The organism is Azospirillum sp. TSO5 (assembly GCF_003116065.1).
Lineage (GTDB): Bacteria > Pseudomonadota > Alphaproteobacteria > Azospirillales > Azospirillaceae > Azospirillum.
In genome coordinates this window covers 62,292-80,462 of sequence record NZ_LGQY01000007.1, presented here as the reverse complement: position 1 = coordinate 80,462, position 18,171 = coordinate 62,292, and the positions used below count along the sequence as shown (strand labels likewise).

Below are 18,171 nucleotides of genomic sequence, written 5' to 3'. Positions count from 1 at the left end.
CTGACGGTCACCGGCGGCTCGATCACGCTCACCAAGGATCAGCTTGCCGGCCTGACCGTCACGCCGCCGTCGAACAGCGATGTCGACTTCACCCTGACCGTCACCGCCACGGCCAAGGACGGCAGCGCCGATGCGGTCTCGGTGACCCAGACGCTGCCGGTGACCGTCAACCCGGTGTCAGACACCCCGACGCTCACCGTCACCGCCGCCCAGGGCAATGAAGACACCGCCATCGCCCTGACGATCAGCCCGGCGCTGACCGACACCGACGGCTCGGAAGCGTTGAGCATCATGATCTCCGGCGTCCCGGCCGGTGCAACGCTCAGCGCCGGCACGCACAATGCCGACGGAACTTGGACCCTAACCCCGGCCCAGTTGAGCGGGCTGACGATCACCCCGCCGTCGAACAGCGACGTTGATTTCGACCTGACGGTGACCGCCATTGCCAAGGATGGCGTCGCTGCCGAGGCGACCAAGAGCGAGACCCTGCACGTCACCGTCGACCCGGTGACCGACACGCCGACGCTCACCGTCACCAGCGCTCGTGGCAACGAAGACACCGCCATCGCGCTGACGATCAACCCGGCCCTGACCGACACCGACGGGTCCGAAGCCCTGAGCATCCGGATCACCGGCATCCCCGCCGGCGCCACGGTTACCAACACGCTGAACGGCACGCTGACGGTCACCGGCGGCTCGATCACGCTGACCAAGGATCAACTCGCCGGCTTGAAGATCAAGCCGCCGTCGAACAGCGACGTTGATTTCGACCTGACCGTCACCGCCATCGCCAAGGACGGTGTCGCCGCCGAGGCGACCAAGAGCGAGACACTGCACGTCACCGTCGATCCGGTGAGCGACACGCCGACGCTGACCGTCACCGCCGCGCAGGGCAACGAAGACACCGCCATCGCATTGTCGATCACCCCGGCCCTGACCGACACCGACGGGTCCGAGACGCTGAGCATTCGGATCACCGGCATTCCCACCGGCGCCACGCTCGCCAACACGCTGAACGGCACGCTGACGGTCACCGGCGGCTCGATCACGCTGAGCAAGGATCAGCTCGCCGGTCTGACCATCACGCCGCCGCCGAACAGCGACGTCGATTTCGACCTGACGGTCACCGCCGTCGCCAAGGATGGCGTCGCTGCCGAAGCGACGAAGAGCAAGACCCTGCACGTCACCGTCGATCCGGTGACCGACACCCCGACACTCAGCGTCACCGCCGCGAGCGGCAACGAAGACTCGGCGATCGCGCTGGACATCCGGTCGGCCCTGACCGATCTGGACGGTTCGGAAGCCCTGAGCATCACCATCGCCGGCGTCCCGGCCGGCGCGACGCTCAGCGCCGGCACGCACAACGCCGATGGCACCTGGACGCTGACCCAGGCCCAGTTGACCGGCCTGACCATCACGCCGCCGCACGACAGTGACGTCGACTTCACCCTGACCGTTACCGCCACGGCCACCGACCGCGGGCTATCCCCGGTTTCCGTCCAGACGACGCTGGCCGTCACCGTGGTGGCGGTGGCCGACACGCCGACGCTCGCCGTGACGCCCATCACCTACGACCTTGCGACCGGCCAGAACGACACGCTGACCGGCACCGCCGGCAACGACACGCTGTCGGGCGGCGCCGGCAACGACACCATCCGGGGCGGCGCCGGCGACGATGTGATCTACGGCGACGGCACCGGCATCTTCACCACCGCCCTGACCATCACCCCCGCCGTGACGGACGTCGACGGCTCGGAGTCGATCTCCAAGGTGACGATCTCCGGCGTTCCGGCCGATGCGACGCTCAGCGCCGGCACCCGCAACGGCGACGGGACCTGGACGCTTACCCCGGCCCAGCTGACCGGCCTGACCCTGACCGCCAAGGAGGGGGACAGCGCCACCCCCATCACCCTCACCGTGGTCACCACCTCGGAGGAGCGGGAGAACGGCAGCACCGCCGACAGCGCCTCCCAGACGCTGACCATCCAGTTCACCAACACGCCCAAGGGCAACGACAGCCTGGAGGGCGGCGACGGCAACGACACCATCTATGGCGGGGCCGGCAACGACACCCTGAGCGGCGGTCTCGGCGACGACGTGCTGGACGGCGGAGCGGACAACGACACGGTGACCTACGCCGCCTCGGCCACGGCGGTGAACGCCAATCTGGCGACCGGCGTCGGCACCGGCGAGGGCACCGACACCCTGCGCAATCTGGAGAACGTCACCGGTTCGGCCTTCGACGACACCATCGTCGGCGACGGCGGCGCCAACATCCTGCTCGGCGGCGGAGGCAAGGACACCATCACCGGCGGGGCCGGGACGGACACCATCAGTGGCGGCGCGGGCGACGATCTGTCGGTCTTCACCGTCGGTACCGACGGCGGCACGTCCTCCACCCCCGAACTGCAGGACGGCGACGCCGGCATCGACACCTTCCGGGTGATGCTGACCAGCGCCCAGCTGTCGAGTTCGCCGATCCTGGCGGACCTGCGTACCCTGCGCAACCTGATCGAGGCGGCGGCGGCCGACCCCAACGCCGCGACCAACGACACCGACGTCGGTAGTGCCGCCACCCTGAGCGCGCTCGGCATCAAGGTCGCGGATTTCGAGAAGCTGGAGTTGTATGTCGACGGGCAGCCGGTCGATGTGCGCACCGCCCTGAACTACGCGCCCACCGCCACGGCAGCCACCACCTCCACCAGGGAGGATGTTGCCATCGTCAACGGCCGACTGGGCGCGACGGATCAGGACACGGTCAATGGCCGCACCGACGACACGCTGACCTTCAAGGGGCCCGGCGACGCCGGGCAGCCGGTGCGGCTGCAGCACGGCACGCTGGTGGTGAACGCGGACGGCACCTTCACCTACACGCCGGACGCCGATTTCAGCGGCAAGGAGATCTTCAGCTTCACGGTGACCGACGGCTATGGCGGCACCTCCACCGCCACGCAGACGATCAAGGTGACGCCGCAGGCCGACGCCATCACGCTCTCCACGCTGGCCGCGCGCGGCGATGAGGACGCGGCCGGCGGCATCGCGCTCGCCCCGACCATCACACTGAGCGACGTCGACGCCGCCAGCCCGGAAAAGGTTAATAGCGTCACCCTGACCATGGCCGCTTCGCAGCAGGACGTGGCCGGAGCCAAACTCTATGTGAACGGCATCGAACTGACCCGCAGCGGTCCCGATGCTTCCGGCAACTACAGCTGGACCATCCCGACCACGGCGCTGGCGGCCGGCGGGACGGCGGGGACCTGGACGGTCCAGGGCCTGACGGTCGTCACCGCCCACAACTCCGACGCCGACCTCGCCTATACGCTGAAGGTCGGCACCAAGGACAGCACCAGCGCCGGCACGGTGTATGGCACGCAGACGGCGACCGGCACCATCACCGTCGATGCGGTCGCCGATGCGCCGACCGTGACCGCCGCCGCCGCGGGGACCGACGAGGACACCTCCGTCGCGCTGACGATCACCCCGGCCCTGACCGACTCCGACGGGTCGGAGAGCATCGGCTATGTCACCATCTCCGGCGTTCCGGACGGGGCCAGCCTGAATTTCGGCAGCGTTCTCAGCACCCAGAGCGACGGCAGCAAGACCTGGAAGGTGAACGCGGCCGACGTGCCGAACCTGCGCCTGACCCCGCCGCACGACTTCTCCGGCACCATCACCCTCAGCGTTACCGCGACCTCGGTGGAGCGGGAGAACGGCTCGACCGCCGTTTCGGCGCCGGCCACCCTGTCGGTGACCGTGACCGGCGTCGCCGACGCCCCCATCGTCATCCCCACCGCCGCCACCGGCAACGAGGACAGCGCCATCCCGCTGACCATCGACGCCCACCTGTCCGACGTGACCGGGGAGACGCTGGACCACATCACCATCACCGGCGTGCCGGAGGGGGCGACCCTGTCCGCCGGCACCCACAATGCCGACGGCAGCTGGACCCTGACGCCGGGCCAGCTGAGCGGCCTGAGCCTCACGCCGCCGCTGAACTATTCCGGCACGGTGACGCTGAAGATCACCGCCACCTCGGTGGAAGGGACGAGCACCGCCACCTCGGCGCAGCAGTCGCTGGCGGTGACCGTCAACGCGGTCGCCGATACGCCGGTGCTGTCGGCCTCCGACGCGGTGGGGCGCGAGGACACCGCCATCCCGCTGTCGGTGGTGGCGGCCCTGACCGACCGCGACGGTTCGGAAACCCTCAGCATCCTGGTCGGCGGCGTGCCGGCCGGGGCGACGCTGAACCACGGCCATTACGACGCGGGCCTCGGCAAGTGGGTGCTGACCCAGGCCGACCTGACCGGCCTGACCATCACCCCGCCGGCCAACTCCAACACCGGCTTCGACCTGACCTTCACCGCACGGGCGACGGAAAGCTCCAACGGTTCCATCGCCGATGCGGCGGCGATGACCGTCCATGTCGAGGTGCAGGGCGTGGCCGACGTGGTGACGCCGAACGGCACGCTCACCGCCCGCGGCAACGAGGACACCGCGATCAACCTGCGGCTCGGCGATCTGGTGATGGTCGACGATGACGGGTCGGAGCGCCTGTCGCTGGTCGTCAGCAACCTGCCGTCCGGCTCCTCGCTGTCGCTGGCGGCTGGGCACGAGAGCGGGCTGGTCTATCTCGGCAACGGCCGCTGGTCGGTCGATGTGGAGTATCGCAACGAGCTGACCCTGACGACGAAGAAGGACTTCGCCGGCACGCTCACGCTGAAGGTGGACGTCATTACCACCGACAGCAACGGTGCGCCGATCATCACCGTGAACGGCGTGACCTCCGGCGGGACGCTGAAGGACACCCGCGACCTGACCGTCACCGTCGACCCCAAGACGGACGAGCCGGTCGTCGCCATCAGCGCCCATGCGCAGGAGGACGCCGTTGGCGGCATCCCGCTGACCATCTCCGCCCTGACCGGCGACAGCGACGGCTCGGAGCATATCTCCTCCATCGTCATCTCCGGCCTGCCGGCCTGGGTCACCCTGACCAGCACGGATGCCGGCGCGCTGACCGACAACCATGACGGAAGCTGGACCGTCGATCCGGCCAAGCTCGGAAATCTGCGGCTGAACGTGCCGGCCAACAACGCCGACGACTTCACCATCACCGTCAAGGTGACGGCGGTGGACGGCACCGACAGCCTGACCAAGACCTACACCCCGAAGGTCACCGTCACCGCCGTCGCCGACGCGCCGGTGTCGCATGCGGCCGACGGTTCGGCGGTGGCCTACCACGTCGATGACCTGTCGACGACCGGCGTGCCGGACGGTCTGGTTCTCGACCTGAACGCCTTCCTGCAGGACACCGACGGTTCCGAAAAGCTGGCGGTCACCATCTCCGGCGTGCCGAAAGGCACGGTGCTGTCGCGCGGCCTCGACAACGGCAACGGCACCTGGACGCTGACCGCCGAGGAGTATACCGCGGCACTGGCCGAAGGCGGCCTGAAGCTGACCGTCAAGGATGCAAACGCCACCGGCATCACCCACAGCGTGTCGGGCACCGTCGACACGGCCAGCGTCACCCTGACGGTCAATCCCTACAGCATCGAGAGCGAGGGCGACCGCAACACCAGCGTGTCCGACAGCTTCGTGCTGAGCTGGACCACCACGGCCACGACGGGTGGCGGGTCCACCGGTGGTGGAGACACCGGCGGCGGCTCGACCGGGGGAGGATCCACCGGCGGCGGCACCGGCGGCACGACTCCCGATCCGGCGACCGGCGTCGGCAGCGACCGCCCGTCCGGCGTCACGACGGCGGAGGACAGCGCCGTCGCCCTGCATCTCGACACCGGCCTGCAGGACTGGAGCGGCGTCAGCTCCGTCACCCTGTCGAACATCCCGACCGGTGCCGTCCTGACCAACACGGCCGGCGATACGCTGACCATCGCCAACGGCTCGATCGCCCTGACGCCGGCCCAGTTGACCGGGCTTTCGCTGACGCCGCCCTCCAACAGCGACGCCGATTTCACCCTCGGCATCGATGTGGCCACCAACTCTGGCAACACCCACACCAGCCTGACCCAGGCGGTGACCGTCACCGCCGTCGCCGACAGCCCGCTGCTGACCGTGCAGGCGGCCTCCGGCAACGAGGACACGGCCATCGCGCTGGACATCACCGCCGTGCTGGCCGACACCGACGGGTCGGAGGTTCTGGCCAGCATCGTCATCGACGGGGTGCCGACCGGCGCCTCGCTGTCGGCCGGTTATCTGGACTCCGCCACCGGAAAGTGGGTGCTGACTCCCGACCAGCTGTCCGGGCTGAAATTCACCCCGCCGCACGATGCCAGCGGTACCTTCCAGCTGACGGTGACCGCGGTTGCGCGTGAGATCAGCAACGCCGACCGGGCGACCACGACCAAGACCTTGACTGTCGACGTGGCGCCTATCAGCGACGCCCCCGCCATCAGCGCCAGCTCCGTCACGGCGCAGGAGGATCACGCCGCCAGCCTGTCCATCTCCGCCACCGTCACCGATCTGGTCGGCACAGGCGAGGTGATCACCGCGCTGCGGGTGACGGTCCCCGCCGGCTTCACCCTGTCGGCCGGGACCTCGCTCGGCAACGGAGTCTATGATCTCACCGGCCTGTCCGCGTCGGATCGCGCGGCGCTGACGCTGACGCCGCCGGCCAACTATGCCGGCACGGTGACCCTGACGGTCGAAGCGGCCGCCCAGGACGGCACCGCGACGCCCGCCTGGTCGACCAAGACGCTGTCCGTCACCTACGCGGCCGCCGCCGATGCGCCCGCCGTCATCGTCCATGACACGACCGGCGCGGAGGATACGCCCATCGCCCTGAACCTGTCGGCCAGCCTCGTCGACACCGACGGGTCGGAGACGATGGCGGTCATCCTGTCTGGACTGCCCGAGGGCGCGGTTCTGAACCATGGCTCCAACAACGGCGACGGGTCCTGGACCCTGAAGCCGTCGGAGCTGTCGGGCCTGACCGTCACGCCGCCGCGCAACTATTCCGGCGGCATGGACCTGACGCTGACCGCGACCAGCCTGGAAAGCTCCAACAAGGACACGGCGAGCACGACCGCCGACATCCATGTGGAGGTGACGGCGGTCACCGACGCCCCCACCGTCATCGTCACCAATGCGTCCGGCAACGAGGATTCGCTGATCGCGCTGAACCTGACGGCGGCACTGGTCGACACCGACGGGTCGGAGACGATGGCCGTCGTGCTGTCCGGCCTGCCGGCCGGCGCGGTGCTGGTGGATGCCAACGGCACCATCCTGACGCCGACCGCAGGTTCGGTCAGCCTGACCGCCGCCCAGCTGTCGGGCCTCAAGCTTCAGCCGCCGGCCGATGCCGGTACCGACTTCAACCTGACCCTGACCGCGACGACGACGGAGACCGTCGGCGGCGCCACCGCGACCACCAGCCAGCTGTTCCGGGTCAGCGTCGATCCGGTCGCCGACCAGCCCATCCTGACCTGGACGCCGCTGACCGGGACCGAGGACACGGGCCTACCGCTGAACCTCGCCGTGGCGCTGGCCGACACCGACGGGTCGGAGCGGCTGGGGCTGCTGACGATCACCGGCGTGCCGACCGGTGCGCTGCTGTCGGCCGGCACCCACAACGCCGACGGCAGCTGGACCCTGACGCCGGCCCAGCTCAACGGCCTGATCCTGACGCCGCCGGCCAACAGCGATGCGCCGATCAGCCTGACCGTCACCGCCGTCAGCATCGAATCCAACGGCAGCACGGCGACCAAGGTGGTCACCGTGCCGATCACCCTCCACGCGGTGTCGGACACCCCGACGCTGTCCGTCACCGCCGCCGGCGGCAACGAGGACTCGGCCATCGCCCTGGCGATCAACCCGGCGCTGACCGATCTCGACGGGTCTGAGACGCTGACCGTCACCATCGCCGGCATTCCGGACGGTGCCCAGCTGTCCAACGCGGCGGGTGACGTGCTGACCGTCACGGGCGGGTCCATCACGCTGACGGCCGGCCAATGGACCGGTCTGGCGATCACCCCGCCCTCCAACAAGGGCGACGACTTCACCCTGACCGTCACCGCGACCGCCACCGACGGCACCGCCACGCCGGTCAGTACCAGCGCGTCGCTGCCCGTCACGGTGACTCCGGTGACCGACACGCCGACCCTGTCCGTCACCGCCGCCACCGGCGACGAGGACACCGCCATCGCGCTGACGATCACCCCGGCCCTGACCGATCTCGACGGGTCGGAGACGCTGACGGTCACCATCGCCGGCATTCCGATTGGCGCTCATCTGTCCAACACGGCGGGCGACGTGCTGACCGTTTCCGGCGGCTCCATCACCCTCACCCCCGGCCAGCTCGCCGGTCTGGCGATCACGCCGCCGTCCAACGACGATCATGATTTCAATCTGACCGTCACCGCCACCGCCAGGGACGGCAGCGCCAGCCCGGTTTCGGTGACCTCCACCCTGCCGGTGACGGTCAACCCGGTGTCCGACGCCCCGACGCTGACCGTATCGGCGGCAACGGGCGACGAGGATGCGGCGATTCCGCTGACCATCACCTCGGCCCTGACCGACAGTTCGGAGCTGCTGAGCATCACCATCGCCGGCGTTCCCACCGGTGCGACGCTCAGCGCCGGTACGCACAACGTCGACGGGACCTGGACGCTGACCCAGGCCCAGCTTGCCGGCCTGACGATCAGGCCGCCGCCGAACGACGACGCCGACTTCACCCTGACCGTGACCGCGACCTCCACCGACGGCACCGCCACCGCGGCCTCCGTCGTGGCGCAGCTGCCGGTCACCGTCCGCGCTCTGTCCGACGCGCCGACCCTGCATGTCGACCCGGCGTCGGTGGCGGAGGATGGCACGGTCGCACTGTCGATCACCCCGGCCCTGACCGACGCATCGGAGACGCTGAGCGTCACCATCGCCGACATCCCGGCCGGCGCCACCCTGTCGAACACGGCGGGCGACACGCTGACCATCGTCAACGGCTCGATCACGCTGACGCCGGCCCAACTTGCCGGGCTGGCGATCACGCCGGCCCACGACAGCGGCAGCAGCTTCACCCTGTCGGTCACCGCCACCTCGACGGACGGCACCGCCACGCCGGCGACCGTGAACAAGCCGCTGGCGGTGACGGTCACCCCGGTCGCCGACACGCCGACGCTGCTCACCCCCGCCGTGCACGGTAACGAGGACACGGCGATCGCGCTGACGATCACCGCCGCCTCGACCGACAGCGACGGGTCGGAAACGCTGTCGGTGCGGATCACCGGAATGCCGGACGGCGCCAGCCTGAACCACGGCACCCACAACGGCGACGGCAGCTGGTCCCTCGCCGCGTCCGATCTGGCCGGCCTGACCTATACCCCGCCGGCCAACGCCCATGGCACGGTCGACCTGTCGGTCACCGTGACCGCCCAGGACGGAACCGACACCGCGGCGGTGACGCAGACCCTCAGCATCACCGTCGATCCGGTGAACGACAAGCCGACCCTGGCCGCCGCCCACGCCACGACCGCCATCGCCGCGGACGCGACCGATCATCCGGCCGTTGTCGCCGACGCGACGATCACCGATGTGGACAGCAGCGTCATGTCCGGCATGTCGATCCGCATCGCCGCCGGATCGCAGACCGGCGACGCGCTGAACCTCGACAGCCTGACCATCGACACCGACCCGTCCACCGGCCGCAAGACGGTGTCGGGCACCGGGATCGAGGTCAGCTGGGACGACAGCACCCACCAGCTGTCCTTGTCGGGCAGCGCCTCTACCGCGACCTACACCGACATCCTCCAGCATCTGGCGCTCAGCCCGAATGGCGGCGGCGCCCGGACGTTGGAGGTGACGGTCAGCGACGATCAGGGACTGTCCAGCGATCCGCTGGCGGTGCAGGTGCTGGTCTCGGCCGATGCGACGATGACCGGCAGCAGCGGCGCCGACATCCTGCATGCCGGAAGCGGCACCACCAGCATGTCCGGCGGGGCCGGCGACGATCTGTTCATCTTCGCCCCGCGCGACGGCAACCTGACCATCGACGGCGGGGTGGGCTGGACCGACGTGGTGGAGGTCGGCGCCTTCGTCGCCAATGCCGGCACCAACTGGCTCCAGCAGCTGGACGGCCACGCCTACACCGTGGATCCGTCGGGCCACGGCCTGACCTTCACCCAGGAGACGACCGTCACGCTGGAGGACCAGAACCATCACCAGCTGGTGCTGCAGAACATCGAACGGCTGACGTTCTGACCGGATGGAGGCGGAGAGGGACGCGGGCTGGCGCAGTGGGACAGCGGAGTGGGGCGGGGCGGTCAGGCGACCGGCGCGCCGTCCTCCGCGGTCGCGGTGCCCGCCTGCATGTGGGTGATGATCCGCTTCATCAGGCGGCCCAGCATCGCCCGTTCATCCTCCGCCATGGCGGCGAGAGGCGGGGTCAGCGACTGGCGCAGGGGATCGCGGTGCAGCAGGGCCCGTCCCTCGTCCGTCAGGTCGAACAGCCAGCCGCGCTTGAATCCCGGATGCGGACGGCGGGCCAGGAACCCCTTGTCCACCAGGGTGGAGACGGTGCGCGACACGGGTGCCAGATGGATGCGCTGGAACCGGGCCAGCGCGGTCAGGGTGCGTGCCGGCTCCGGCGCGTCATGGAAATAGCGCAACGCCACCCATTGCGCCGGGAAAAGCCCTTCGGTGAAGCTGATGCCATAGACAAGCCGGCTGACCTGATCCAGCAATGTGACCAGATCCTCGTCCGTCGACCAAGCGTCGCCATGCCCCGGCCTTTCCGACACGCGCTTCTCTCCCTACAGGCATTGCGCCGAACATACAGGCGGCAAGCTTGGGCGCGGACTGTAGCGAAGTCAACGCGCCAGCGGAAGCGCCAGTCTTCGCGTCTGCGTGGTGAAACCACTGTGAAAGTTCGCGTGGATTATCGTCGAGGAAAATCCATCGCCGTCCTCCGCAAATCCTTGGCAAATCGCGCTGGCCGGTCCCACGTCTGGTCCTGTCGAATTCGACCCGCCTTCACAACCCGCGGACAATGGACATGACCGGCTATCCCCACGTGACCAACGCCTTCCTGTTCGACCTGGACGGCACGCTGACCGACACGGTGTACCAGCATGTGCTGGCCTGGAAGGAGGCGTTGGACGAGGAGGGGATCGCCCTGTCGGTCTGGCGCATCCACCGCAAGATCGGCATGAGCGGCGGGCTGTTCACCAACATGCTGCTGCGCGAGACCGGCCTCGCCATCGACCAGGATCTGCTCGACCGGCTGCGCCATCGCCATACGCAGGCCTACAAGCGGCTGGCGGCCGGCGTCGTCCCGCTGCCCGGCGCCCGCGATCTGCTGGACACGTTGACGGAGTTGAATATCCCCTGGGCCATCGCGACCAGCGGCCGGATGGAGACGGCGCGGCCGGCGCTGGAAAAGCTGGGCGTCGATCCCGAACGCGCCGCGGTCATCACCCGCGACGAGGTCGAATATGCCAAGCCGGACCCAGACCTGTTCCTGGCTGCCGCCGCGCGCATCGGCGTCGACATCACCAGCGCCTTCGTGGTCGGCGACAGCATCTGGGACATGATCGCCGCCAAGCGGGCGCGCGCGCTCGGCATCGGCCTGCTGTCCGGCGGCTATGGCCGGGAGGAGCTTGAGCGCTCGGGCGCGTTGCGCGTCTACGAGGATCCGGCCGACATGCTGACTCACCTGGACGAGGTGGGCGGTCGCCGCGGACTGGCGCAGTAAAAGATCATCCTGCATCAAGTAACCGGCCAGACGCCTGTTTGCAGAGCGGATCGGAGCGCTGCGATCATCTTCCGCAGTCTGCATCATGCACAGTCACAGCGCTATGATGCAGTGCAACATCATCATGAAGGACATGCGGGATCGGCGCGTTTCACGACAGCGCGCTGGTGGCAGCATGGGTTTGCCGATGACGCCGACGCCGCTCCCCGACGCCCGATCATCGCAATCCCAGACCAGGAGCCGTCGCATGTCCACTCATCAGCCGTCCTCTCACAAGCCCGCCGCGCGCCACACCATCGCCCGCGCCCTTGTCGCTTCGGCCTTCGCGCTGGCCTCGCTGCTGTCGGTCGCCGCCGCTGCCGCCGTCTCCGCCCAGCCGGACCGCGCTGCCCCCACGATCGAGATCGACAGCCAGTCCTTCCTGTTCAACTGAGCGGCTCCGGACAAAAAAAGAGCCGTCGGTGATACCGACGGCTCTGAAGTCCGAGAGGAACGTCCAACAAGTTGTGCCGGGTCAACCCACGGCGCATCCAGCGGTACGCCGCTAATATACTAATATCTCATCCGCGTAGCAAGCGACTTCGCCTGCCTGCGGTCAGCTTTTTTGTCCATCGGTCCCACTGGTCCGGGCCAATGCGAGACGCCCCCCGGCGCTGTGCCGGAGGGCGTCTCGATCGCACTGAACCTAATGTCGGAACCAAATGGGCCGTCAGTCGGCACCGGCCGTGGCGTTCGGCATGGCGGCGGCGGGCTTGCCCCCCCGCTGACCCAGGACCAGGGCGATGATGGCGAAGGCGGCCAGATCGAACACGGTCAGGCAGGCGAACAGCGGCTCGTACCCGATGGTGGTGGCCAACTGGCCGATGATCAGCGAGAAGATCATGCCGCCCATATAGCCGGCCATGCCGCCGAAGCCGGTCGCCGTGGCGACGTCCTGCTTCTCGAAGGTGTCGGTCACCAGGGCATAGAGCAGGCTGGACAGCATCTGGTGGGCGAAGGCGCCGAGCGAGAACAGGAAGATGGCGGCGATCGGGCTGACGGTGAAGCTGATCAGGGCCGGGCCGACCATGCACACCGCACCCACGCCGACGCCGGCGATGCGGGAGTTGACCAGCGACATCTTGAAGCGCTTGACGAAGAAGGGCGACAGGTAACCGCTGAGGATGCAGCCGATGTCACCGGCCAGGAACGGCAGCCAGGCGAACAGGGCGAACTGCTTGATGTCCATGCCGCGGGTCGAGACCATGTACAGCGGGATCCAGAAGCTGAAGGTCTGCCAGGCCGGCTCTGTCAGGAAACGGGCGGCGGCGATGCTCCAGAACTTGCCCTTGCCCAGCACGCGCTTCACCGACGGCTTCGGCAGCTCGACATGCGCTTGGCCTTCCAGGATATAGTCGTGCTCTTCCTTGGTCAGGCGCGGATGGTTCTCCGGGTTGCGGTACAGCATGTACCACAGGGCCGACATGCCGACGCCCAACAGACCGGTGACGAGGAAGGCTTCCTGCCAGCCATAGGTCAGCGACAGCCAGATGACGAAGGGCGGGGCGATCATCGCGCCGATCGAGCTGCCGGTGTTGAACCAGCCCGTGGCGATGGAGCGCTCCTTGGCCGGGAACCACAGGGTGGAGGTCTTCACGCCCGACGGCATCGCCGCCGCCTCGCTGACGCCCAGCAGGCCGCGGAAGAAGGCCATCGACTGCCAGCTGCCGGCCAGCGCATGCGCGGCGGCGGCAAGGCCCCAGACGCCGGCGAACATCGCATAGCCGAGCTTCAACCCGACCAGATCGGTGATGTAACCGGCGACCGGCTGCATCAGGCTGTAGCAAAGCTGGAAGGCGCTGACGATGAAGGAATACTGCTCGGTCGAGAAGTGGAGCTGTTCCTTGAGCGTCGGCGCCAGGATGCCCAGCGTGTTGCGGTCGATGTAGTTGACCACGGTGCCCAGCATCATCAGGGCAAGGATTTGCCACCGCAATCCACGGATCTTGTTCATGTTTTCCTCACATGCCTGCCACGGCAGGCGCCGGTGCGCACGTACAGGCCCTAGGGCGGCGATCCTCGGGCGGGATGCCTTGCCGGCGGGTGTTCGGTGCCGGGCGACGGTGTCGCTTCCACTCCGTTTCAAGAGGGGCGGGAGCATCGCTGGTGGAGTTATATTAATATATTAGTGGGCGCCGCAAGTGGTTTTCCGGGACCGCCGTCTGCCCTTGCGAAAATGTCGCAGGACGATGATGCGGTGCGCTGATTTCTTCGCAGTCGCAGCATAATCACGCCCTTGCCGACGGACGCTATCTGCTGCAATGCAATGTAATTGCGGGTTGAAACGCCTGTTCTTCTGTTCGGAATTTTGGCCGAGGGCAGATCGCCCCGGTGCATCCGCATGTAGGAAGCCACAGCGACCAATCGCGATAAATGACCTGTATCAATGGTCTGCGCCCGCTTTACGCCGCCTCCCGGCGGCCGGTTTCACCGCATCGCTTGCCCACAATCCCGCAGCAAAGCTCGGCATTCACCCAATGCTGCGCTGCGACAAACTGGGGCCTTCCTTGCAAAAGTAATATATCAGACGTTGGCGCAGCGCAGAACGGCCTCACCCGGAAATTCTGCGCGGAACTGACGAGTGTCAATGTGTCCGGCCCGCTCCGGATGGACCATTCCCCCTGGCCGACAGCCGTCTTCCGCCGGTTTTTGAAAACGCCTTCCCATTATCGAAGACGCGCCGAGGGAGACGACCGTCGCCAGCAGAGAGGACATTTCCGGCATGACCCAGAGCCCAACCTCCACCGCCTCCTCCCGGCCGGCAGCCGCCATCCGCATCATGGACGGCAACGAGGCGGCGGCCTCGGTGGCTTACCGCGCCAGCGACGTCATCGCGATCTATCCCATCACGCCCAGCTCGCCGATGGGGGAGTTCGCCGACGAATGGTCGGCGGCGCGTCGTCCCAACCTGTGGGGCGCCGTGCCCCAGGTGGTGGAGATGCAGTCGGAAGGCGGTGCCGCCGGTGCGGTCCACGGCGCGTTGCAGGCGGGCGCGCTGGCGACGACCTTCACCGCGTCGCAGGGCCTGCTGCTGATGATCCCCAACATGTACAAGATCGCCGGAGAGCTGACGCCCTTTTGCATGCATGTGGCGGCGCGCACGCTGGCGACTCACGCGCTGTCGATCTTCGGCGACCATTCCGACGTGATGGCCTGTCGCCAGACCGGCTTCGCCATGCTGGCCTCGGCCAATGTGCAGGAGGCGCAGGATCTGGCGCTGGTCGCCCATGCCGCCACCCTGCGGGCGCGCGTGCCCTTCCTGCATTTCTTCGACGGCTTCCGCACCTCGCATGAGTTCAACTGCGTCGAGCCCCTCGCCGACGAGGATCTGCGCGCCCTGATCGACGATGCTTGCGTCGACGCCCACCGCCGCCGCGGGCTGACTCCCGACCATCCCGTCGTCCGCGGCACGGCGCAGAATCCCGACGTCTTCTTCCAGGCCCGCGAGGCCGCGAACCCCTGGTACGAGGCCTGCCCGGCCATCGTGCAGGAGATGATGGACCAACTCGCCGCCCGCACCGGCCGCGCCTATCGCCTGTTCGACTATCACGGCCATCCGCAGGCGGAGCGGGTGGTGATCGTCATGGGATCGGGGGCCGAGACCTGCAACGGCGCGGTCGATCGGCTGGTGGGGGAGGGCGAGAGGGTCGGCTGCCTGACCGTCCGCCTGTTCCGCCCCTTCGCGATTGCCGATTTCGTCGCCGCCCTGCCGCCGACGGTGCGCCGCATCGCCGTGCTCGACCGCACCAAGGAGCCGGGAGCGGTCGCCGATCCGCTTTACCTCGACGTGGTCGCCGCTCTGGCCGAAGCCCGCGCCGCCGATGCCTCCGCCATCGACCCGGTGGTCATTGGGGGCCGCTACGGCCTGTCTTCCAAGGAATTCACCCCCGCCATGGCGAAGGCGGTGTTCGATGAATTGGGCCGCGCGCGGCCGAAGCGCCGATTCACCATCGGCATCACCGACGACGTCACCCACCACTCGATCCCCTGGGACCCGGCTTGGGGCGTGGAGGAGCCGGGCGTGTCGCGCGCCGTCTTCTTCGGCCTCGGCGCCGACGGCACGGTCGGCGCCAACAAGAACTCGCTCAAGATCATCCAGTCCCGAACCGGCGGCCACGCCCAGGCCTACTTCGTCTATGACAGCCGCAAGTCCGGCTTGACCACCGTCTCGCACCTGCGCTTTTCCAAGGACCCGATCCGCGCCCCCTACCTGATCGGCCGGGCGCAGTTCGTCGCCTGCCACCATCTGCCGCTAATGGCGCGGGTGGAGGTGGTGGAGATGGCCGCGCCCGGCGCCACCATCCTGCTGAACGCCCCCGGCACGCCTGAGCAGGTATGGGACAGCCTGCCGACGGAGGTGCAGCGCCTCTGCATCGAACGCAAGCTGTCGCTGCACGCCATCGACGCCGGCGCGGTGGCGCGGGAGGTCGGGCTCGGCCGCCGCGTCAACACCATCATGCAGACCTGCTTCTTCAAGCTGTCCGGCGTGATGCCCGTCGAGGACGCCATCGCCGAGATCAAGGCGGCCATCGCCAAGACCTATGCCCGCCGTGGCGAGGAGGTGGTGAAACGCAACGTCGCCGCCGTCGATCAGGCGCTGACCCATCTGCGCCCCGTCCCGGTGCCCGACCATGTCACCGCCGACCACGACCGCCCGGCCCCCGTTCCGGAGACCGCTCCCGATTTCGTCAAGCGCGTCACCGCGATGATGATCGCCGGCCATGGCGACCGGCTGCCGGTGTCGGCCTTCCCGGTGGACGGCACTTGGCCGACCGGCACCTCGAAATATGAGCACCGAAACATCGCGGCGGAGGCGCCGGGCTGGAACGCCGACCTCTGCATCGAGTGCAACAAGTGTGTGCTGGTGTGCCCGCATGCCGCCATCCGCGCCACCGTGGTGCCGGAAACGGCGCTGGCCGACGCGCCCGCCGGCTTCGAGACCATCCCCTACAAGGGCCGTGAATTCCCCGGCGGCCGATATCGCCTGCAGTCCTCGCCCGCCGACTGCACCGGCTGCACGCTGTGCGTCGCCGTCTGTCCGGCGGAAGAGAAAGATGGCCCAGGAAACGAAAAGGGCGGCCGCAAGGCGCTGGAGATGCGCCCGGTCCAGGCGCTGGCCGGCCAGCAGGAGGCCTTCGACTTCTTCCGCAGCCTGCCCGCCATCCCGCGCGAGTCGGTTCCGGTCACCGTCAAGCACAGCCAGCTGCTGGAGCCGCTGTTCGAGTTCTCCGGCGCCTGCGCCGGCTGCGGCGAGACGCCGTATATCAAGATGCTGACCCAGCTGTTCGGCGACCGCATGGTGATGGCGAACGCCACCGGCTGTTCCTCGATCTATGGCGGCAATCTGCCGACCACCCCCTACACCACCGACGCGAGCGGCCACGGCCCGGCCTGGGCCAATTCTCTGTTTGAGGACAATGCGGAGTTCGGCCTCGGCCTGCGCGTCGCCATCGACGGCATGGCCGAGCAGGCGCGCGACACGCTGGCGCTGCTGTCGGCCCAGTTGGAACCCGGTCTGGTGACCGAACTGCTGGAGGCCGACCAGCATGACTCCGCCGGCATCGCCGCTCAGCGGACCCGCGTCGCCACCCTGATGGCGCAGCTCGCGCCGCTGAAGGACCCGCTGGCCCGCCGGCTGGAGCAACTGGCCGACTATCTGGTCCGCAAATGCGTGTGGATCGTCGGCGGCGACGGCTGGGCCTACGACATCGGCTATGGCGGTCTCGACCACGCGCTGGCCTCGGGCCGCGACGTGAACATCCTGGTGATGGATACGGAGGTCTATTCCAACACCGGCGGTCAGCAGTCGAAGGCAACCCCGATCGGCGCCTCGGCCAAGTTCGCCACCGCCGGCCGCTCGGCGGCCAAGAAGGATCTGGGGCTGATGGCCATGGCCTACGACCATGTCTATGTCGCCCGCACCGCCTTCGGCGCCCGCGACAGCCACACGCTGAACGCCCTGATGGAGGCCGAAGCCTACCACGGCCCGTCGCTGGTCCTCGCCTACAGCCATTGCGTCGCCCACGGCTACGAACTGTCGCACGGGCTGGAGCACCAGAAGCTGGCGGTGGAGAGCGGCCACTGGTCACTCTACCGCCGCGACCCGCGCCGGCTGGCCGATGGCAAGACGGCCCTGCAACTGGACAGCGGCGCCCCCTCCGCCGGCCTCGCCGCCTTCATGGCCGGCGAGTCCCGCTTCAGCGCCGTGGAGCGGGCCAACCCTGAGCGCTACCACGCGCTGCTGGACGAAGCCGAGGCGGAGATCCGCCGCAAGCGCCACCTGTTCGAGCATATGGCGGGGTTCAAGGAGTAGGGGCGTCGGCTTCGATTGCCCCCTCCCTAACCCTCCCCCTCTTCGCGGGAGAGGGGACTGCCGCTGTCCTTTGCAATACTCCCAAAAGGCTTCTGCCCCCTCTCCCGCGAAGCTCTCGCAC

At 68.4% G+C, this 18,171-nt stretch carries 6 protein-coding genes; 4 read left to right on the top strand and 2 right to left on the bottom strand.

What is annotated here, in order from left to right:
* On the top strand, window positions 1-10,206 hold a 10,206-nt coding region (locus TSO5_RS02160), incomplete at its 5' end, for a tandem-95 repeat protein (RefSeq protein WP_146203657.1).
* A gap of 62 nt (window positions 10,207-10,268) precedes the next feature.
* On the opposite strand, the gene TSO5_RS02155 is transcribed toward TSO5_RS02160, so the two are convergent.
* On the bottom strand, window positions 10,269-10,745 hold the full coding sequence (locus TSO5_RS02155) for a MarR family transcriptional regulator (protein ID WP_109074666.1): 477 nt from the start codon (window positions 10,743-10,745) through the stop codon (window positions 10,269-10,271).
* A gap of 254 nt (window positions 10,746-10,999) precedes the next feature.
* Here TSO5_RS02155 and TSO5_RS02150 point away from each other — a divergent pair, with 254 nt between their 5' ends.
* Window positions 11,000-11,698: an HAD family hydrolase gene (locus TSO5_RS02150; protein WP_109074667.1), complete on the top strand. Its 699-nt coding sequence runs from the start codon at window positions 11,000-11,002 to the stop codon at window positions 11,696-11,698.
* A gap of 247 nt (window positions 11,699-11,945) precedes the next feature.
* The gene (locus TSO5_RS02145; protein WP_109150040.1) at window positions 11,946-12,131 is read left to right on the top strand and encodes a hypothetical protein; all 186 of its coding nucleotides are present in this window, start codon (window positions 11,946-11,948) and stop codon (window positions 12,129-12,131) included.
* A 276-nt stretch (window positions 12,132-12,407) separates the two neighbouring features.
* Here the strand turns inward: TSO5_RS02145 and TSO5_RS02140 are convergent, their stop codons facing one another.
* A complete protein-coding gene (locus TSO5_RS02140) occupies window positions 12,408-13,691 on the bottom strand; it encodes an MFS transporter (RefSeq protein WP_109150039.1) in 1,284 nt (427 codons plus the stop codon).
* An 825-nt stretch (window positions 13,692-14,516) separates the two neighbouring features.
* On the opposite strand from TSO5_RS02140, the gene nifJ reads away from it, so the two are divergent.
* Complete coding sequence (gene nifJ / locus TSO5_RS02135; protein ID WP_109150043.1) at window positions 14,517-18,050, top strand: pyruvate:ferredoxin (flavodoxin) oxidoreductase; 3,534 nt, start codon at window positions 14,517-14,519, stop codon at window positions 18,048-18,050.
* The last annotated feature ends 121 nt before the right edge of the window (window positions 18,051-18,171 follow it).